Source organism: Anaeromyxobacter dehalogenans 2CP-C (assembly GCF_000013385.1).
Taxonomy (GTDB): Bacteria; Myxococcota; Myxococcia; order Myxococcales; family Anaeromyxobacteraceae; genus Anaeromyxobacter; species Anaeromyxobacter dehalogenans_B.
Genome location: NC_007760.1, coordinates 1,301,922 through 1,320,253, shown reverse-complemented (window position 1 = coordinate 1,320,253; position 18,332 = coordinate 1,301,922). Strand labels below are relative to the sequence as shown.

Annotated in this window: 16 protein-coding genes; 9 read left to right on the top strand and 7 right to left on the bottom strand. The window is 75.3% G+C overall.

All coding sequences use genetic code 11. The features are described from left to right. Nucleotides 1–27: 27 nt before the first annotated feature. The gene (locus ADEH_RS05880) at nucleotides 28–549 is read right to left on the bottom strand and encodes a peroxiredoxin (RefSeq protein ID WP_011420203.1); all 522 of its coding nucleotides are present in this window, start codon (nucleotides 547–549) and stop codon (nucleotides 28–30) included. Between the two features lie 75 nt (nucleotides 550–624). Between ADEH_RS05880 and ADEH_RS05875 the strand changes: the two genes are divergently transcribed. The 4 genes from ADEH_RS05875 to ADEH_RS05860 all read left to right on the top strand — a co-directional run bounded on the left by ADEH_RS05875 (nucleotide 625) and on the right by ADEH_RS05860 (nucleotide 4,924). Beyond that, the gene (locus ADEH_RS05875) at nucleotides 625–1,530 is read left to right on the top strand and encodes a DUF1028 domain-containing protein (RefSeq protein ID WP_011420202.1); all 906 of its coding nucleotides are present in this window, start codon (nucleotides 625–627) and stop codon (nucleotides 1,528–1,530) included. 161 nt (nucleotides 1,531–1,691) lie between these two features. Next, nucleotides 1,692–2,540 (top strand): metallophosphoesterase, encoded by an 849-nt coding sequence (locus ADEH_RS05870; protein ID WP_011420201.1) that lies wholly within the window; start codon nucleotides 1,692–1,694, stop codon nucleotides 2,538–2,540. A gap of 99 nt (nucleotides 2,541–2,639) precedes the next feature. After that, nucleotides 2,640–4,340: an aldehyde dehydrogenase family protein gene (locus ADEH_RS05865; protein ID WP_011420200.1), complete on the top strand. Its 1,701-nt coding sequence runs from the start codon at nucleotides 2,640–2,642 to the stop codon at nucleotides 4,338–4,340. Between the two features lie 98 nt (nucleotides 4,341–4,438). Beyond that, nucleotides 4,439–4,924, top strand: coding sequence for an FHA domain-containing protein (locus ADEH_RS05860; protein WP_232287438.1), 486 nt, complete (start codon nucleotides 4,439–4,441; stop codon nucleotides 4,922–4,924). Here the strand turns inward: ADEH_RS05860 and ADEH_RS05855 are convergent, their stop codons facing one another. After that, a complete protein-coding gene (locus ADEH_RS05855) occupies nucleotides 4,925–6,985 on the bottom strand; it encodes a M13 family metallopeptidase (RefSeq protein ID WP_011420198.1) in 2,061 nt (686 codons plus the stop codon). It lies immediately after the preceding gene. A 95-nt stretch (nucleotides 6,986–7,080) separates the two neighbouring features. After that, nucleotides 7,081–7,560 carry an acyl-CoA thioesterase gene (locus tag ADEH_RS05850; protein WP_011420197.1) on the bottom strand — a complete coding sequence of 160 codons (480 nt, stop codon included), beginning with the start codon at nucleotides 7,558–7,560 and terminating at the stop codon, nucleotides 7,081–7,083. A gap of 86 nt (nucleotides 7,561–7,646) precedes the next feature. Here ADEH_RS05850 and thyX point away from each other — a divergent pair, with 86 nt between their 5' ends. The 4 genes from thyX (at nucleotide 7,647) to ADEH_RS05830 (ending at nucleotide 14,215) form a co-directional block, all read left to right on the top strand. Further along, nucleotides 7,647–8,468 carry an FAD-dependent thymidylate synthase gene (gene thyX / locus ADEH_RS05845; RefSeq protein ID WP_041453355.1) on the top strand — a complete coding sequence of 274 codons (822 nt, stop codon included), beginning with the start codon at nucleotides 7,647–7,649 and terminating at the stop codon, nucleotides 8,466–8,468. Nucleotides 8,469–8,564: 96 nt separating this feature from the next. Continuing rightward, nucleotides 8,565–11,069 (top strand): signal peptide peptidase SppA, encoded by a 2,505-nt coding sequence (sppA, locus tag ADEH_RS05840; protein ID WP_011420195.1) that lies wholly within the window; start codon nucleotides 8,565–8,567, stop codon nucleotides 11,067–11,069. Nucleotides 11,070–11,596: 527 nt separating this feature from the next. Then, the gene (gene rho / locus ADEH_RS05835) at nucleotides 11,597–12,778 is read left to right on the top strand and encodes a transcription termination factor Rho (RefSeq protein ID WP_011420194.1); all 1,182 of its coding nucleotides are present in this window, start codon (nucleotides 11,597–11,599) and stop codon (nucleotides 12,776–12,778) included. Nucleotides 12,779–13,087: 309 nt separating this feature from the next. Further along, nucleotides 13,088–14,215: an HD domain-containing phosphohydrolase gene (locus ADEH_RS05830; RefSeq protein WP_041453354.1), complete on the top strand. Its 1,128-nt coding sequence runs from the start codon at nucleotides 13,088–13,090 to the stop codon at nucleotides 14,213–14,215. A gap of 4 nt (nucleotides 14,216–14,219) precedes the next feature. On the opposite strand, the gene ADEH_RS05825 is transcribed toward ADEH_RS05830, so the two are convergent. After that, nucleotides 14,220–15,782 carry a serine/threonine-protein kinase gene (locus ADEH_RS05825; protein WP_011420192.1) on the bottom strand — a complete coding sequence of 521 codons (1,563 nt, stop codon included), beginning with the start codon at nucleotides 15,780–15,782 and terminating at the stop codon, nucleotides 14,220–14,222. 34 nt (nucleotides 15,783–15,816) lie between these two features. Between ADEH_RS05825 and ADEH_RS05820 the strand changes: the two genes are divergently transcribed. Next, nucleotides 15,817–16,161 carry a hypothetical protein gene (locus ADEH_RS05820; protein ID WP_011420191.1) on the top strand — a complete coding sequence of 115 codons (345 nt, stop codon included), beginning with the start codon at nucleotides 15,817–15,819 and terminating at the stop codon, nucleotides 16,159–16,161. 3 nt (nucleotides 16,162–16,164) lie between these two features. Here ADEH_RS05820 and cutA read toward each other — a convergent pair whose 3' ends face one another. Genes cutA through ADEH_RS05805 form a run of 3 tightly spaced genes read right to left on the bottom strand, consistent with a single transcriptional unit; the run spans nucleotide 16,165 to nucleotide 18,233 of the window. Next, nucleotides 16,165–16,482 (bottom strand): divalent-cation tolerance protein CutA, encoded by a 318-nt coding sequence (cutA, locus tag ADEH_RS05815; RefSeq protein ID WP_011420190.1) that lies wholly within the window; start codon nucleotides 16,480–16,482, stop codon nucleotides 16,165–16,167. Between the two features lie 28 nt (nucleotides 16,483–16,510). Further along, nucleotides 16,511–17,668, bottom strand: a complete 1,158-nt coding sequence (locus ADEH_RS05810) for an acyl-CoA dehydrogenase family protein (RefSeq protein WP_011420189.1) — start codon at nucleotides 17,666–17,668, stop codon at nucleotides 16,511–16,513. A 10-nt stretch (nucleotides 17,669–17,678) separates the two neighbouring features. Then, entirely contained in the window at nucleotides 17,679–18,233 is a 555-nt protein-coding gene (locus tag ADEH_RS05805; protein ID WP_011420188.1) for a chalcone isomerase family protein, read from the bottom strand. Between the last annotated feature and the right edge of the window lie 99 nt (nucleotides 18,234–18,332).

Genomic DNA, 18,332 nt, shown 5'->3' with positions numbered 1-18,332 from the left:
TCCCCGCCTCGTCGCGGGCGCCGCGGCTCAACGTCCCAGCGTCGGCGCGCCCGGCCTCCACTCGGCCGGCGCCTTCTCGCCCGTCTCGAGCGCCTCGAGCACGCGGACGATCTCCGAGATCGAGCGGCCCACCCTGAGGTTGTGGAACGCGGCGTACTGCACCACGCCCTCCGGATCGACGACGAAGGTGGCCCGCGCCGCCACGCCCTCGCGCTCGAGCAGCGCGCCGTAGGCGCGCGACACCGCCCGGTCCGGATCGGCCGCGAGCGGGAACGCGACGTCGCCGAGCTTCTCCTCGATCCACCGACGGTGCGTGTCGAGGTCGTCCACCGAGATGCCGATCGCCTCGGCGCCGAGCGCGCGCAGCTCCGGCATGCGCTTCGAGAGCTCCAGCACCTCGGTCGGGCAGACGGTCGTGAAGTCGCGCGGGTAGAACAGCAGCACGCCCCAGCGGCCGGCCAGCCCCGAGAGCGAGACCTCGACCGGCTCGCCCCGCCCGCGCACCGCCCGCAGCTTGAACTCCGGCGCCCTGTCGAGGATCCTCGCCACGTTCCCTCCCGCCCGGCGTCCCGAGGAGCGCTACCTTCGGCCCCGCCGGGCGGCGCGTCAACCCCGGAGGTCACGGTGATCGCTCCCCTGCTCGCGCTCGCGCTCGGCACCTTCAGCATCGTCGCCGCCGATCCGGCCACCGGCCAGATCGGCGTGGCGGTGCAGTCCAAGTTCCCGGCGGTGGGCGCGCTCGTGCCCGCCGCGCGCGCCGGCGTCGGCGGCGTCGCGACGCAGGCGCTCGCGAACGAGGCCTGGCGCGCGGAGGCGCTGCGGCTGCTCGCCGCGGGCGTGCCGGCGGAGGAGGTGGTGCGGCGGCTGGTGGCGGCCGACCCGCAGGCCGCCGACCGGCAGATCGGCCTGGTGGACGCGAAGGGCAACGCCGCCGCGTACACCGGCGCGCGGTGCTTCGACCACGCCAGCCACGTCACCGGCCCCGGCTTCTCGGTGCAGGGGAACATCCTGGCCGGGCGCGCGGTGCCGGAGGCGATGGCCCGCGCCTACCAGGCGGCGCGCGACGCGGGCAAGCCGCTCGCCGAGCGGCTCCTCGCGGCGCTCGCCGCCGGGCAGGCGGCGGGCGGCGACCGGCGCGGCATGGAGAGCGCGGCGTTGCTCGTGGTGAAGCCGGGCGGCGGGTACGGCGGCTCCGGCGACGTCTGGGTGGACCTGCGCGTGGACGACCACCCTCGGCCCATCGCCGAGCTGACCCGGCTCTACCGCGACGTGCACCAGTTCTACTTCGGCGAGACGCTGCGGGCGGTCCCGCTCGACGCGAAGGTCGCGCGCGAGGTGCAGGGCCTGCTCCTGCGGCTCGGGTTCCTGAAGCCGCCCGCCGCGCCGAGCGGCGCCTGGGACGCGGCGAGCCAGCAGGCGCTGGAGGACTTCCAGGGGTGGGAGAACCTGGAGGGCCGCACCCGCAAGGACGGCACGGTGGACGAGGTGGTGCTCGCGCACCTCCGCAAGGTGGCGGCCCGAAAGCGCTGAGCGGCCGGGGCGTTGAACATCCGGCCCGGCCGGCGCGTCGCTCCGAGGCGGGGCCCTCGACGTGGCCGGCGTGCCCGGGCGTGGAATCGCTTCCGGCGCCCGGAGGTTCCAACCTTCACGCGGCGCGGCATGGGCCGCCGAAGGCGGGAGGAGCGGGCTCGATGGATCGGTTCGGACGGCGGCAGTTCCTGAAGGGTGCGGCGTTGCTGGGCGCGGCCGGGGCGGCCGGCCTGGTGCCCGCCGCCTCGAGCGCCGCCGAGCCCCGGCTCCCCGACACCGACCCGGTGACGTTCGAGGTGCCCGGGCTCGACCCCGCCCACGACGGCCTGCGCGTGGCGCAGCTCTCGGACCTGCACGTCGGCCCGCGCACGCCGGCGGCCACGGTCCGCGCCGCCATCGAGGACGCGAACGCGTTCGCGCCCGACCTGGTGGTCCTGACCGGCGACTACCTCTCGCACAGCCGGCGCGAGCTCGCGGCCATGCACGACCTGCTCGGCGGCCTGGTGGCCCCCACCATCGCGGTGCTCGGCAACCACGACGTCTGGGTGGATCCCGACGGCGCGGCCGGCGCGCTGAAGGGGCACGGGTACGAGGTGCTGGAGAACGGGTGGACCTCGATCCGGCTGCGCGGCGCGCCGCTGCACGTGGTCGGCGTCGGCGACCACCTCACCCGGCGCGACGACGTGCAACGCGCGGTGAAGGGGCTGCCGGCGGGCGTCGCGCCGCTGGTGCTGGCGCACGGCCCGCGCACCGCGGACAAGCTGCGCCACCTGGACCGGCCCATGGTCTGCCTCTCCGGCCACACGCACGGGGGCCAGATCAACATCCCCATCCTCACGCCGCTGTTCCTCGCCAGCGTGGCCCGCGAGCCGTACGTGCGCGGCCGCTACCAGCTCGGCGCGGTTCAGCTGTACGTGAACCGCGGGATCGGCATGTCCGGCATCCGGGTGCGCGTGAACGCGAGCCCGGAGGTCACGCTCGCGACCCTGCGCCGCGCCGAGCCGGCCTGAGGCCGGCCCCCCGGCGCGCTGCCAGCCGCCCGCGGGGCCCCACGGAGAACGGGCGCGCCAGGCCGGATCTCGCGTACGCTTGCCGGCATGGGAGCCTCGATGCCCGCCGCGCCAAGGCCGACCGAACCCCGAGCGCTCGACGAGGCCGTCGCCCGCCTGCGCGAGGCCGCGCCGGGCTGGGCCGCCGCCTCGCTCGCCGACCGGGCCGCGCTCGCGCGCGCGATGCTGGAGGGCGTCGGCCGCACCGCCGCCCGCGCGGTGGAGGCCGCCTGCGCGGCGAAGGGGCTGCCCTCCGACGCGCCGCAGGCCGGCGAGGAGTGGCTCTCCGGCCCCTACGTGACGGCGCGGGTCCTGCGGCAGCTCGAGCGGTCGCTGAGGCTGCTCTCGCGCAACGGCAACACGCCGGTGGGCAAGCTCACCGACACGGTGGACGGCCGCCTGTCGGTGCAGGTCTTCCCGCTCACCCGGCAGGACGCGCTGCTCTTCGCCGGCGTCCGCGCCGAGGCCCACCTCGTGGAGGGCATGACCGCGGAGCGGCTGCACGAGACGCGCGCCCGGTTCCACAAGGCGCCCGACCACCAGGGCAAGGTCTGCCTGGTGCTGGGCGCCGGGAACATCAACTCGATCCCGCCGGTGGACGTGGCCGGGAAGCTGTTCAACGAGGGGAAGGTCTGCGTCCTCAAGATGAACCCGGTGAACGCCTACCTCGGGCCGATCCTCGAGGACGCGTTCTCCGCGGCGATCGCCCGCAACGTGCTCGCCATCGTGTACGGCGGCGCGGAGGAGGGCAGCTACCTCGCGCACCACCGCGGCGTGGACGAGGTGCACATCACCGGCTCGGACCGGACGCACGACACCATCGTGTGGGGACCGCCCGGGCCGGAGCGCGACGCGCGGCGGGCCGGCGGGACGCCGCTGCTCGCGAAGGAGATCACGAGCGAGCTCGGCAACGTCTCGCCGGTGCTGGTGGTGCCGGGCCCCTGGGACGCCGCCACGCTGCGGTTCCAGGCGGAGAGCGTCGCCGGCATGGTGACGTACAACGCGTCCTTCAACTGCAACGCGGCCAAGCTGCTGGTGCTCCCCGGCGGCTGGCGCCGGCGCGACGCGTTCCTCGCGGCGGTCGAGCACTACATGGCGCTGTCGCCGGCGCGCCGGGCCTGGTACCCGGGGGCGGCCGACCGCTACCGCGCGCTCACCGAGGGGCGCGCCTCGGTGCGGAAGGTGGGCCAGGGCGAGGGCGCGCTGCCGTGGACGCTCGTGACCGGGCTCGACGCCGCCTCCGACGACCCGGCCTTCGTCACCGAGCCGTTCTGCTCGATCCTGTCCGAGACCACGATCGGCTCCGAGGACCCGGTGGACTTCCTGGAGCAGGCCGTGGCGTTCTCGAACGACCGGCTCTGGGGGACGCTGGCGGCGCACATCGTCGTCCACCCCCGCACCCTGGCCGACCCGGCCCTGAACGCCGCGGTCCAGCGCGCGGTCCGCCGGCTGCGCTACGGGACGGTCGCCGTGAACACCTGGGCCGGGTACGGCTACGGCCTCGGCACCGCGCCCTGGGGCGCGTTCCCGGGCTCGACGCTCGAGGACGTGCAGAGCGGGCGCGGGTTCGTGCACAACACGGTCATGCTGGAGGGCGTGGAGAAGGTCGTCGTCTGGCATCCGGCGCGGACGCTCGCGAAGCCGCCGTTCTTCCCCAGCCACGCGACCACCGACGCGCTCGGCCGCAGCCTGGTGCGCCTCGAGACGCGCCGCCGCTGGCGCGATCTGCCCGCCGTCCTGCTGGCGGGGATCCGCGGCTGAGCACCGCACGGGGTACCGCGAGACCCGCATCGACACTCGGTGCGAGTTCTGGTTTGCTCCGGGTGACGGCCTCCGTCTCGGGCCGGCAGGGGGAAGCGTTGAGGGGCTACCTGCTCACGTGGCTCGCGCGCCAGTATCGCGACGCCGATCTGCGGGCGTTCGTGCGCGAGCACCCGCAGGACTGGCTGGTCTGGGAGGCGGGCCCGTGGCGGCCGCCCTCCCGGCGGCGCGAGACGCTGCGCACCGAGGAGGTGCGCTTCGCCGCGACGGCGAAGGAGCCCATCGCCATCGTGCTGGAGCCGGGCCCCGACGGCGCGCCGCTGCGGGTGGGCCGCGCCGCCGGGAACGACATCGTCATCGACGACCCGACGCTGTCGCGCGCGCACCTCGAGCTGGTGCGCGACGGCGACGCCCGCTGGCGCGTCGCCGACGTGGGCTCGTCGAACGGCACGCGCCTCGCCGGCGCGCGGATCGGGCGCGAGCCCGTGCCGCTGCCGGTGGGCGTGGCGCTCGAGGCGGGCGCCGCGCGGCTCAGCCTCTACGACGCCGCGGCCCTGTTCCTGCGGCTGCGCGGCGCGAGCTGATCACCAGATCTCGCAGCGCTCCGCCGCGGGCCGGGCCATGGGCGTCCCCTCGGCGCAGGCGAAGGCGCGCGCGAAGTCCGGCAGGTTGGAGAGCGGCCCGTTCACGCGGAACCGCGGCGGCGAGTGCGAGTCCACCACCGCGCGCCGGCGCGCCTCCTGCTCGCGGTACTTCGAGCACCAGGACTGGGCGTAGCCCACGAAGAACTGCTGCTCCGGGGTGAAGCCGAGCACGGGCCGATCGGCCCCCGGCCGCGCGCGCCGGGCCGCCTGCATGGCCGCGAACGCGAGCTTCAGCCCGCCCAGGTCGGCGATGTTCTCGCCGAGCGTGAGCTTGCCGTCGAGGTGCACGCCGGGCAGGGCCTCGTAGGCGCCGTACTGCTTCACCAGGCACGCGGCGCGCCGGTCGAACTCGGCCCCCACCGCCGGCGTCCACCAGTCGCGCAGGTTGCCGAGCGCGTCGTACTGGCGCCCCTCGTCGTCGAACCCGTGCGTCAGCTCGTGCCCCACCACCATCCCGATGGCGCCGTAGTTCACGGTCTCGGGCGCCTCGCGGTTGAAGAAGGGCGGCTGCAGGATGCCGGCCGGGAACACCATCTCGTTCATCGACGCGTTGTAGTAGGCGTTCACGGTGGGCGGGCTCATGAACCACTCGCCGCGATCCACCGGCTTGCCGATCTTCGCGAGCTGCCGGGTCGTCTCGAACCGGCCCGCCGCGAGCACGTTCGCGAAGAAGGAGCCGCGGTCCACGCGCAGCGTCCCGTAGTCGCGCCAGGCGTCCGGGTAGCCGACCTTGTTCACCACGCGCGCGAGCTTCTCGCGGGCGCGCTCGCGGGTGGGCGCGTCCATCCAGGAGAGCGAGCCCAGGTCGGCCTCCATCGCCTTCTCGATCTCGGCCACCAGCCGCGTGGTCCGGTCCTTCCCCTCCGCGCCGAAGTGGCGGCGGACGTAGGCCTGCCCGACCGCGAACCCGATCGCCTCGTCGGTCACGCCCACGCAGTGCTTCCAGCGGGGTGCGAGCTCCTTCGCGCCGGAGAAGCTCGCGCTCTGGAACGCGAAGCGCTCCTGGACCAGCACCGCCGGGACCGCGCGGAACGCGGCCATGTCGTCGAGCAGGTGCCAGCGCAGGTAGGCCTTCCAGGCGTCGAGCGGGGCCGACGCGAACTGCTTGCCGACCTCGGCCACGAACGCCGGCGTGGTCACGCTCACCGCGTCGAGCCCGGGCTGGCCCAGATCGGCGAAGAAGCGCGCCCAGGGGAAGTCCGGCGCGAGCCGCTCCAGCCCGGCGCGGTCCACGCGGTTGTAGATGCGCGCGGGGTCGCGCAGCTCGGCGCGGGTCCAGTGCGTGCGCGCCAGCCCGGTCTCGAACTTCTCCACCGCGGCGGCGCCCGCCTCGGCCTGCGCGGGCGGCAGGCCGGCCAGGCCGAGCATCCTGCGCAGGTGCGCGGCCCAGGCCCGGCGGATCTCCGGGTTCTTGCCGGCGTCGGACAGGTAGTACTCGCGGTCCGGCAGCGAGAGCCCGCCCTGATTCACGATCAGGATCACCTGCGTCGCGTCCTTCGCGTCCTGGTCGGCGAGCAGCCCGAACGGCGCGGTCATCCCGGCGCCGTGCAGGCGCGCCAGCTCGGCGGCGAGCGCCGGCCGATCCGCGATGGCGTCGATCCGCGCCCACCCCGCCTTCAGGTCGGCGAGGCCGCGCGCCTCGATGCCCCCCTCGTCCATGCAGGAGCCGAAGTAGTCGCCCACCTTCCCCGAGAACGCGTCGGCCGGATCGGCGCGACCGGCCGCGGCGGCCTCGAGGATGCGGCGGAGCTGGGCGGTGTTGCGCTCGTCCAGCTCGGCGAACCCGCGGCTCCACACCGAGCGATCCGCGGGGATCTCGGTGCGCGCCATCCAGCCGCCGCAGGCGAACTGGTAGAAGTCCTGGCACGCGTCGGCGGAGCGGTCGAGCGCCGCCTCGTCGAGCGGCGGCAGCGGCGCGCCCGGGGCGGCGGGGGGCGCCGTCGGCGCGGTGCGGCAGGCGGCGAGGGCGATGCAAGCGGCGAAGGAGAGGATGCGGCGCACGTCGGCCTCCTGTGGGGGCGGGGCGGCGGACGCCGCCCGGACGCCGCAATATGGCCCCGGGATCCCTGCCCCTCAAGCGAAACGCCGCCCGCCCGTCACGGCGCGCGCGGCGTCCGCGAGGCCAGCCGCGCCGCGCGGCGCTCCCCCGCCTCGCGCTCGCGCCGGCGCTCGTCGTCGCTGTCGGTCCGCAGCGGCGGGGCCCGGGTGGGCTGGCCGTCGGGCCCGAGCGACACGAAGGTGAGGAACGCGTCGCAGCACTTCTTGCGCTCGCCGGTGAGCGGATCCTCGGTCTGCACCTCGACGCCCACCTCCATCGAGGTGCCGAACACGGCGTTCACCTGCGCGTGCAGGATGGCCATCTGGCCGATGCGGATGGGCGCCAGGAACGAGAGCTGGTCGATGGAGGCCGTCACGACCGGGACGCGCGCGTGGCGCATGGCGGCCATGGCCGCGGCGAGGTCGGTCCACTGCATGACGGTGCCGCCGAACGCGGTGCCGAGCGTGTTCGCGTCGAACGGCATCACCAGGTGCGTGACCTCGACGCGCGAGTCGGCGGCGGGCTTGGGGGCGGGCATGCGCCACCCTTAGCACGGGGCGCGGCGCCCCTCCCGCGCTGTCGTGGGTTCGTCGTAAGATGCGCGCCCTTCCCCGGAGCCGATCCATGCCGCTCGAGGTCACCCTCATCGATTACGCCCGCGACCCGCTGCAGAAGCTCTACGGCGCGTACCGCACCTGCTACACGCCGAAGACGCCGGGCGAGGTCTGGGGCGAGATCCGCGACGGCTCCATCTCCGCGGACCGGATCCGCGACTTCATCGGCGAGCGGCTCAAGACCGGCCACGCCTCGCCGCTCGAGCAGGTGGTGTTCTGGTTCGGCATCTCCGGGGTGTCGCGCGCGCTCTCGCACCAGTTCGTCCGCCACCGCATCGGCATCAGCTTCGAGCAGCAGTCGCAGCGCTACGTGAAGTACAAGGAGGAGCGGCTCGACTACGTCATGCCGAAGACCTGGCAGAAGGTCGCCGGGATGGCGGACGAGTACGACCGGCTCATGCGCGAGATCACCCGCGTGTACGAGGACGCGCTCGCGAAGGGCATCCCGGCCGAGGACGCGCGCTTCGTGCTCCCGAACGCCACGCCCACCAACTTCCAGGTGATGGTGAACTTCACCGAGCTGCTGCACATCGCCGACCTGCGGCTGTGCTGGCGGGCGCAGTGGGAGATCCGCCACATGGTGGCGCTCATGCGGCGCGAGGTGATGAAGGCCGTCCCGGAGATCGGCGGGTACCTGCAGCCGAAGTGCGGCGACAAGCGCATGGGGTACTGCGACGAGCCGGTGAAGGAGTGGGAGGCGTGCCCGCTCGGCAAGGTGCGCCCGCACAAGGAGCAGCTCCTGCAGGTGTTCCGCGAGTACCGCGCCGGCAACCTGGTCCCGCTGGCGGAGGAGCACCTCCGCGCGGTCGAGGACGCCGGCAACGAGGAGTGACACCGCGCCGCGTCCGCTTGGGGCCCGGCGCCCGGGCGACGGCGGCGCCGCCCCCGCGCCCCGGGCGGCTCCGGTAGAATCCGCGCCGGAGCCACCATGAAACGCTTCGTGAACCTCGCGGCGCTCGCGCTCGCGCTCGCCGCCCCCGCCGCCGTCCGCGCCCAGCTCTCCGCCGTCACCGATCGCGTGCAGGGCCTGCCCGCGGGCCTGGCGGTGCCCTCGCTCGGCGCCGCCGCCGCGGAGGAGCCCGCCGGCCTCTCCGCGAACCCGGCCGCGATCGGCTTCCTGGGCGGCCTCGGGCTCCAGTACTTCCACGAGTCGGGGCTGCGGCCCGGCGCGCGGGGCGACGGCCTGTACGCGGGCGACCGCCTCGGCCCGCTCGGCCTGGGGTACTCGGTGGAGTGGCTCCGGCCCGGCCTCGACGCCGGCGCCGAGCGCTGGCGGCGCAGCCGGCTCGGGCTCACGCTGGGCGACGGCCGCGCGCTCTCGCTGGGCGTCGCGTGGACCTGGATCTCCTCGCGGAACGACGCGCTCGACCAGGCCGGGGGCTGGGATCTCGGGCTGACGCTGCGCCCCGCCCGCTGGCTGTCCGTCGGCGCGGCCATGCTGGGCCGCGACGCGCGGCTGGGCGGCGCGGACGTCCCGGTCCGCTACGACCTCGGGCTCGCGACGCGGCTCTGGCACGACCGCCTCACGCTCTCCGCCGACCTGCTGGCCGACGACGAGGCGCGCGACGCCTTCCGCTCCGACCACCTCGCGCTCGCCGCCTCCGCCGAGCTGTGGCGCGGCGTGGCGCTCGGCCTCCAGGTGCAGCTCCCGCTGCGCGACCTCCCCGGCGACGCCGGCGATCCGCTCGGGCTCGTGTCGGTCACCTGGAACGGGCCGCACTCCGGGGTCACGCTGGCGGGGGCCGGGGTGGGCGGGCGCGGCGGGTGGCTGGGCGGCGCGCGGCTCTCGCAGGAGCGCTACCGCTCGGGCGGGCCGGGCGTCGTGATGCCGACCGTGGACGTGGACCGCGAGCTCCAGCGGCGGCGCGTGCTCGTGTTCGACGTGGGCGACCGGGATCCCTACGGCACGCTGGTGACGCGGCTCGAGGCGGCGCGCGACGACCCGGAGGTCGGGGCGCTGCTGGTGCGCATCGGCGGGCTGCCGCTGGGCGGCGGCCGCGTCGAGGAGCTGCGCGCGCTGCTGGCGGCGGTGCGCGCGCGGAAGCCGGTGCTCGCGTACCTGGAGGGCGGCGGGACGCGCGAGTACTGGCTCGCCACCGGCGCGACCGCCATCGCGGCGCCGCCCGGGGCGCCGCTCATCGTGAACGGCATCTCCACGTCCCAGCTCTTCCTGCGCGGCGGGCTGGCGCGGCTGGGCATCGCGTTCGACGTGGTGAAGGCCGGCGCGTACAAGAGCGCCGCCGAGCCGCTGGTGCGCGACGCGCCCTCGCCCGAGGCGCGCGAGGCGACCGAGGCGGTCCTGGACGACGTGTTCGGGCGCTTCGTGGCCCAGGTCGCCGAGGCGCGGCGCCTGCCCCCGGAGCGCGTGCGCGCGCTGGTGGACCAGGGGCTGTTCGGCGCCGAGGAGGCGAAGGAGGCGGGGCTCCTGGACCTGGTGGCCTGGCCCGACGAGCTCGAGCAGTGGGGGCGCGCCGTCGCCGGCCGCCGGCTGTTCGAGCGCGGCGCGTACCGGCCCGAGCCGGAGCGGCTCGCGCAGCGCTGGGGCCGGCCGGCGGTGATCCAGGTGGTGCGCGTCGAGGGGATCATCGCGCGCGGCAGGAGCCGCCCCGACCCGCTGGGCGGCGACGGCGTGGCCGGCGCCGAGAGCATCGCCGCCGAGATCCACCGCGCCGCCGACGACGCCGCGGTCCGCGCCATCGTGCTCCGGATCGAGTCCGGCGGCGGGGACGGGCTCGCCTCCGACCTCATCTGGCGCGAGGCGGTGCGGGCGCGGCGCAAGGGCAAGCCGGTGATCGCCTCGATGGGCGACCTGGCGGCGAGCGGCGGCTACCTGGTGGCGGTCGGCGCCGACGCGATCCTGGCCGAGCGCTCCACGCTCACCGGCTCGATCGGCGTGTTCGCGGCGAAGCCGGATCTCTCCGGCCTGCTCGCGAAGCTCTCGATCCACCCCGAGGCCTACCAGCGCGGCGAGAACGCCCGGCTGGCCTCGGTGCTGAAGCCCTGGACGGCCGCCGAGCGCGCGGTCCTCGAGAAGCAGATCTCCGCGTTCTACCGTCAGTTCGTGGCCCGCGTGGCCGAGGGGCGGCGGCTCACCGCCGCCGAGGTGGAGGCGGTCGCCGGCGGGCGCGTGTGGACCGGCCAGCAGGCGCTGGAGCGGCGGCTCGTCGATCGCATCGGCACGCTCGCCGACGCCATCCGGCTGGCCCGCGAGCGGGCCGGGATCGCGGCGGACGACGTGGTGGAGGTGCGCCGGGCGGACGGCGGCGGCGCCCTCGCGCGCGTGGCCGGCCGGGCGCTCGCGGCGGCCCCCGAGCCGCCGCTCGCCGGGCTCGCGCGCGCGCTCCCGGAGCTGTCCGCGCTGGCGCTGCTGGCGGACATCGGGCCGGTGCTCGCGCTCCCCGAGGAGTGGGTGACCCCGGAGGCGGGCCCGTGATCGCGGGACCCTACCGGGCTTCGTGAGGGCTTTCGCTCCAGGATCTTTTTTGCTATGGATTCTCTTGTCTCCCCTCTGCGAGCGACCTACGTTTCGTGGCGGCGGGGTGACCGACCCCCGGTCGACCGGCTCCTGGCACTACGAAGGAAGAGCCGCCGCGCGATGAACGCGAGGCGCGCCAGCGACGGGACCGAGGGCAGGCGGTTCGCGGACATCCGGACTCCTTCCGAGCCCGCGAACGACGCCGTTCCAGACGCGACGTGAGACCGCTGGGGGGCGAGCAACGCCCCGCGGTCGGAGCAGACGACAGCATGAACGAGCATGAGCAGACCCCGACCCCGGGTGAAGGCGGGGCCCCGCAGCCCACCAGCAGCCAGAGCCAGCCCGCCGCCTCGGCGGACGCCGCCGACGGCGGTCCCTCGGTCCCGGGCGGCGCGCCCGGTCAGGCCGGCCGGCGCCGTCGCCGCCGGCGGGGACGGCGGGGCCGCGGCGGTCAGCCGCAGGCGCCGGGCGGCGCTCCCGCGCCGATGGGCGCCGGCGGACAGCCCGGCGCGCCGGCCCCCGCGAACGGGACGGCGCCGCAGGGCCAGCCCGCCCCGGCCGCGCAGCCCGAGGCGACCGAGGAGGTCGAGGGCGTGCTGCAGTTCGAGGGCAAGGGCAACGGCTGGCTCCGGGAGGCGAAGCGCAGCTACCTGCCCCAGCCGTTCGACGTCGAGGTCCCGCGCTGGCTCATCGACCGCACCCACCTGCAGCCGGGCATGCTGGTCAAGGGCGTCGCGACCGTCCGCAACATGAAGCGGGTGCTCTCGCGGATCGACACGCTGGAGGGCACCGATCCGATGGCGGTGGTGCGGCGCACGCACTTCCAGAACCTCACCGCCACCGACCCCACCGAGCGCCTGGTGATGGAGACCCGCTCCGACGAGCTGATCGGGCGGGTCCTCGACCTCATCTCGCCCATCGGCCTGGGCGCCCGCGGCCTCATCACCTCGCCGCCCAAGGCCGGCAAGACCATCATGCTGCAGCGGATCGCGCAGGCCATCACCGCGAACCGCCCGGACGTGCACCTCACGGTGCTCCTCGTGGACGAGCGTCCCGAGGAGGTCACCGACATGAAGCGGAACATCAAGGGCGAGGTGATCGGCTCGTCCAACGACCGGCCGACGGAGGAGCACATCCACGTCGCCGAGATGGTGCTGGAGCGCTCCAAGCGGCTGGTCGAGGGCGGCAAGGACGTGGTGATCCTGCTCGACTCGATCACCCGCCTCTCGCGCGCCTACAACAAGGAGGTCGAGTCCTCCGGCCGCACGCTCACCGGCGGCGTGGACTCGCGCGCGCTGGAGCGCCCGAAGCGGCTGTTCGGCTCCGCGCGCAAGGCCGAGGAGGGCGGGTCGCTCACCATCATCGCGACCGCGCTCATCGACACCGGCTCGCGCATGGACGAGGTGATCTTCGAGGAGTTCAAGGGCACCGGCAACATGGAGGTGGTGCTCTCCCGGCAGCTCGCCGAGCGGCGCATCTTCCCGGCCATCGACATCGGCGCGTCCGGCACCCGCAAGGAGGAGAAGCTCTTCTCGTCGAAGGACATCGAGAAGGTGCGGCGCCTCCGCGGCGCGCTCGCCTCGCTGAAGCCGGTCGAGGCCATGGAGCGGCTGCTGAAGAAGCTCTCCGAGTTCGACTCGAACGACGAGTTCCTGCAGAGCTTCTGAACGGGGCTGCGCCCCGCCCCACCCTGCTGCGCGGGTCCCGTGACCTCGCGCGCCCGCCTACGCGGGCTCGCGCGAGGTCCCCGTGGGCGCGGCCTTGCCGCGCGGTTGCGCGACGGGCGCCAGGGATGTTCCCCGCGGTGGCGTGCCGCGCGGGCACGCTCCGCGGGGGCGGCGCGGACACGCCCGCCTGCTCCCTCACCCCCGGTGCACGCACACGCCGGGCCGTGCGGCCGCCGATCCGGGTCGATAGAATCGGCCTCCATGGATCCGCGCCTTGCCCCGCCCGCCCCGCCCTGCTCTACTCGCGCGATGAACGCGGACCGGATCTTCATCGTCGATGACGACGAGCTGATCCTGAAGGCGCTCTCGCGCGTGCTGGAGCTGTCGGGCTACGAGACCCGCTGCTTCCTGCGGCCGGCCGAGGCGCTCGAGGCCATCGAGGCGGAGGCCCCGGTGGTCGTGATCTCCGACTACATGATGCCGAGCATGGACGGCGTCGCCTTCCTCAAGGCCGCCCGCGCCCGCTTCCCCGCCGCGGTCCGCATCCTGTGCACCGCCGCCGAGGACTTCCGCGTGGCGCTCCAGGCGGTGAACGCCGGCGAGGTCTTCCGGATCATCTCGAAGCCGTGGCACCAGCAGGAGCTGCTCACCACGGTGAGCCAGGCCGCCGAGGCCGCGCGCCTGCGCATCGAGAACGAGCGGCTCACCGCCGAGGTGCACCGGCAGAACGGGCAGCTGAAGGAGATCAACACCCGGCTCGAGCAGATGGTGCAGCAGCGCACGCAGGCGCTGCTGGAGGGGCTCATCGCCGCGCTCGACTACCGCGACGCCGAGACCCAGTGGCACTCGCGGCGCGTCTCGCTCTACGCGCGCCGCCTGGCGCGGCAGCTCGGCATCGACGAGCCGGAGCTCACCGTGATCGAGCACGGCGCGCTGCTGCACGACATCGGCAAGATCGGCGTGCGCGACCGCGTGCTGCTGAAGCCGGGGCCGCTCACCGGCGAGGAGTGGACCGAGATGAAGCGCCACCCCGAGCTCGGGTGGGCGCTCCTGCAGCGGGTGGACTACCTGCGGCCCGCCTCGGCCATCGTGCTGCAGCACCAGGAGAAGTGGGACGGCAGCGGCTATCCCTCCGGGCTCGGCGGCGACGCGATCGTCATCGGGGCGCGCATCTTCCACGTGGTGGACACGCTCGACGCCATCACCAGCGATCGGCCCTACCGCCGCTCGCGACCGTTCGCGGAGGCGCGCGAGGAGATCCTCCGCTGCCGCGGGACGCAGTTCGACCCCCGCGTCGTGGACGCGTTCGTGTCGGTGCCGCCCGAGGACTGGGAGCGCATCCGGCTCGACGTCGAGACGGTGGCCGTGCTCTCCGCCGACCTGGCCGAGACCCCGCCGCACCTCGACGACCTGGACCTCGCCGGCGCGCGCGCCTGATCGGCTACTCCAGCGCCACCCCGAGCAGCTCCGCGGTCTCGCCCGCGCGCACCTCGACGGTGAAGCCGGCGCGGAACCCGTCCTCGGTGCGGAACTCGACGCGGTGGCGCCCCACCGTCACCTCCACGGTGCGCACCTCGCCCGCGCCGAGCGGCGGGCGCTGCGCCTCCCCGTCCAGCACCAGCGTGGCCGCCACGCGCGCCTGCACCGAGAGCCGGCCGGTGACGGGCCGGCCCGGCGCCGTGCGCCCCAGGGCCGCGGGGCCCGGCGGCGCCGGGACGACGGGGGACGCCGCGGGGACGGCCGGCGCCGCCGCCGCGGGCGCGCCGGGGGGCTGCGGCCGGCGCGGGCCGGTGAACGCCAGCACCGCCGCGACCGCCACCAGCGCGCCGAACCCGGCCGCGGCCGCGGTGCGCCCGGTCACGAGCGGCGGGCGGGACGGGGCGGGCGCGGCGAGCGCCTCGGGCAGGCGGAAGAACGGCGGCGCCGCGAGCCCGCCGTCGGCGCCGTCCGCGCCGCCGCCGGGCGGCGGCTCCTCGGGGCGGACCGCGATGACCTGGGTGCGCTCGGCGGGCGACGGCTCGCGCACCGGGGGCGGCGCCGCGCGCAGCTTCTCCAGCCGATCCAGCTCCGCCCGCAGCTCGCCGGGGAACGACGTGGCCATGATCCGCGCCAGCGCCGGCGGGTCGCCGGGGGGCTCGTCGGGCCGCACGCCGTGCGTGAACGGGAGCAGGGCGTCGCGCAGGTCGCTGGCCCACTCGAAGCGCTGCGCCGGGTCGCGCGCCAGCGCGCGCAGCACGATGGCGTCCAGCTCGGGCGGCAGCCCGGGGCGCGCGCGCGACGGCGGCGGCACCTCGGCGCGGCGCACCCGCTCCAGCACGGAGAGCTCGGACTTCCCGCTGAACAGCCGGGCGCCGGTGAGCATCTCGTGCAGCACCACGCCCAGCGAGAACACGTCGGAGCGGTGGTCCACCGGCTGGCCGCGCACCATCTCCGGGCTCATGTAGCCGAACTTGCCGCGCAGCACCGTGTCCTGGCGGCGCGTGCGCAGCGCCGCCTGGGCGATCCCGAAGTCGATGATGCGCACCGAGCCGTCGAAGCCGAGCAGCACGTTCGCGGGCGAGACGTCGCGGTGGACGACGCGGAGCGGCGTGCCGAGCGCGTCCCGCTTGCGGTGCGCGTGGTCGAGCGCGTCGGCCACCCGCGCCGCCACGTGCGCCGCGAGCGGCACCGGCATCGGCTCGCCGCGCGCGCGCAGCCGGTCGAGGAGCGCCCGCAGGTCCTTGCCGGGCAGGTAGTCCATCGCGATGTAGTAGCCCTCGCCGTGCATCCCCAGCTCGTGGATGGGGACGATGGCGGGGTGGTCGAGCTGGACCACCAGGCGCGCCTCGTCGAGGAACATCGTGATGAACTCGGCGTCCTCGGCGAGCGTGGGGAGGATCCGCTTCAGCGCGTACAGGCGCCCGGCCGCCTCGCCGCGGCGGATCGCGACGTACACCTCGGCCATGCCGCCGACCGCGATGCGGTCGAGGAGGAGGAAGCGGCCGTAGGGTATGGGCTTCCGCATGCAGGGGGCCCGGGGGTCCGGCTATGATACCCCGATGGCGACCACCTGCTACGGCTGCGGGGCGACGCTGCGCATCGACGGACCGGTGGGACGCCGGTCCACCTGCCCCGAGTGCGACGCGGATCTGCACACCTGCATGTGCTGCCGCCACTACGACGAGGCGGCGGCGCACCAGTGCCGGGAGCCCCACGCCGATCACGTCGTGGAGAAGGACGCCTCGAACGCCTGCGACCTGTTCCAGCTCGGCGACGGCGCCTCGCGCCGGCGCACCGGCCGCTCCGAGGCCGCGCGCAACGCGCTCGGCGCGCTGTTCGGCGAGGCGCCCAGGGCGTCCCAGGACCCCCGCGACGCGCTCGAGGCGCTGTTCCGCAAGAAGTGATCCCTAGGCCGTCTCGGCCGCGATCCAGGCGAGGTAGGCCTCGCTCCCTGCCTCCACCGGCAGGACCAGCACCTCCGGCACCTGGTACGGGTGCAGCTCGAGCACGCGCGCCCGGAGCGCGTCCACGCGCGCGGCGCGGGTCTTCAGCACGAGGAGCGCCTCGCCCTCGTCGTGCACGCTGCCCTCCCACCGGTAGATCGACCGGATCGCCGGCACCACGTTGCCGCAGGCCGCGAGCCGCTCCTCGACCAGCGCCCGCGCCAGCCGCGCCGCCGCGTCCGCGTCGGGCGCGGTCACCAGCACCACCCGCGCGTCCGTCATCCCGCCCTCCCCCGCGGCGCCGGCCGCGTCACAGCCCCGCCGCGCGCGACACCAGTTCCCGCATGATCTCGGAGGTGCCGCCGGCGATGGTCATGGCCCGCACGTCGCGCCAGGCCCGAGCGATGTCGCTCTCCAGCACGTAGCCCATGCCGCCGTGGAGCTGCATGCAGTCGTAGGCCACCCGCTGCGCCAGTTCGCAGGCGAACAGCTTCGCCATCGAGATCTCGCGCACCGCCGGCTCGCCCCGCGCCAGCAGGTCGGCCGCCCGGTAGGTGAGCCAGCGCGCCGCCTCCACCGAGGTGAGGTGGTCGGCGAGCCGGTGCCGCCAGGCCTGGAACTTCCCGACGGGCCGGCCGAACGCGCTGCGCTCGCCGCCGTAGCGGATCGCGTCCTCCAGCATGAGCTGCATCCCGGCCACGGCCTGGACCGCCGCGACCAGCCGCTCGCCCTGGAAGTTCGCCATCACGTGGTAGAAGCCCTGGTCCTGCTCGCCGAGCAGGTTCGCCGCCGGCACCCGGCAGTCCTCGAAGAACAGCACCGCGGTGTCCGACGAGGGCAGCCCCACCTTCTCCAGCGTGCGCGAGACCTGGAAGCCCTTCACGTCGGTGGGGAACAGGAGCAGCGAGAGCCCGCCGTGCCCGGCCTCGCCCGTGCGCACGGCCATCGTGAGGAAGTCGGCGCGCGCGCCGTTCGTGATCCACATCTTCGAGCCGTTCACCACGAGGTCGCCGCCGTCGCGCCGCGCGGTGGTGCGGATGGCGGCCACGTCCGAGCCGGCGTCCGGCTCGGAGACGGCCAGCGCGGCCACCCGCTCGCCGCGGACCGCGGGCGCCAGGAACTCGCGGCGCTGCGCCTCGGTGCCCAGCTCGCCGATCACCGGGATGGCCATCTCCCCGTGCACCAGCATGGAGACGGCCAGCCCGGCGTTGCGGCAGCGCGCCAGCTCCTCCGCGTAGGCGACCACGTACCACCAGTCGAGGCCCGAGCCGCCCACCTCCGGCGGCTGCCGGATGCCGAACAGGCCCAGCTCGCCGAAGCGCCGGAACAGCGCGCGCGGGAAGCTCCCCGCCTCGTCCCACTCGCGCCCGTGCGGCGCGAGCTCCTGCTCCACGAACGCGCGGACCGTCCGGCGGAACGCCTGGTGGTCCTCGGTGAACGGCTCGAACGCGACCGCGGGCGCGCCCATGGCCGCCCCGCTACTTCTTCCCGAGCATGCGGCGCTTCAGGTCGTCGTCGGCGGGCTTCCGGCCGAGCCAGTTCCGGAACAGCGCGTCGGCGAACGGCTTGCCCTCGACCGTGGCGGTGCCCTTCGGCCCGGTGACCACCGCCCCGGTGCCGGGCAGGTACGTCACGGTGATCTCGCCGCCCTTCTTCACGTCGCCGATGGCCGGCGCGATCCGGTCGAGCTGGGGCACGAGCGCGGCCGCCTCGGCGCCGGAGTTCGCCTCGAAGCCCTCGCGGAACGCGCCCATGATGGACTTCTGGTCCACGTCGCGCCGGAAGACCATCCGCACGCGCTTCGGCTCGTCGGCGGCGATGATCGCGTTCGCGTCGGAGGACGGCGTCGCGAGGTAGAGCGCGCCCACGTAGACCTCGATCCAGAGCTTCTTCCGGACGCCGGCGCCGTTCAGGGTGAGCGGCTTGCCGCCGACCTCGACGGTGTCCTGGAGCTGGACGCCCGCCACCTCGCGCGCCAGCGCGCCGGTGGGGAGGGCGAGGAGGAGGGCGGCGACCGCGGCGGCCTTGCGCATGCTTGACTCCTGGTGATCGAGAGGTCCCGCCAATCTACCGCGCGCCGCGCCCCGGGGCAGCCGGCCGCGGGTGGCCCCGGGTGGGCCCTCGGCCCCCGC

Bases quoted from the DNA above. Each gene is read 5' to 3' on its own strand.
- ADEH_RS05870 (WP_011420201.1), top strand. From the start codon at position 1,692: ATGGATCGGTTCGGACGGCGGCAGTTCCTGAAGGGTGCGGCGTTGCTG.
- ADEH_RS05865 (WP_011420200.1), top strand. From the start codon at position 2,640: ATGCCCGCCGCGCCAAGGCCGACCGAACCCCGAGCGCTCGACGAGGCC.
- ADEH_RS05850 (WP_011420197.1), bottom strand. From the start codon at position 7,560: ATGCCCGCCCCCAAGCCCGCCGCCGACTCGCGCGTCGAGGTCACGCAC.
- thyX (WP_041453355.1), top strand. From the start codon at position 7,647: ATGCCGCTCGAGGTCACCCTCATCGATTACGCCCGCGACCCGCTGCAG.
- sppA (WP_011420195.1), top strand. From the start codon at position 8,565: ATGAAACGCTTCGTGAACCTCGCGGCGCTCGCGCTCGCGCTCGCCGCC.
- rho (WP_011420194.1), top strand. From the start codon at position 11,597: ATGGGCGCCGGCGGACAGCCCGGCGCGCCGGCCCCCGCGAACGGGACG.
- ADEH_RS05830 (WP_041453354.1), top strand. From the start codon at position 13,088: ATGAACGCGGACCGGATCTTCATCGTCGATGACGACGAGCTGATCCTG.
- ADEH_RS05825 (WP_011420192.1), bottom strand. From the start codon at position 15,782: ATGCGGAAGCCCATACCCTACGGCCGCTTCCTCCTCCTCGACCGCATC.
- ADEH_RS05820 (WP_011420191.1), top strand. From the start codon at position 15,817: ATGGCGACCACCTGCTACGGCTGCGGGGCGACGCTGCGCATCGACGGA.
- cutA (WP_011420190.1), bottom strand. From the start codon at position 16,482: ATGACGGACGCGCGGGTGGTGCTGGTGACCGCGCCCGACGCGGACGCG.
- ADEH_RS05810 (WP_011420189.1), bottom strand. From the start codon at position 17,668: ATGGGCGCGCCCGCGGTCGCGTTCGAGCCGTTCACCGAGGACCACCAG.
- ADEH_RS05805 (WP_011420188.1), bottom strand. From the start codon at position 18,233: ATGCGCAAGGCCGCCGCGGTCGCCGCCCTCCTCCTCGCCCTCCCCACC.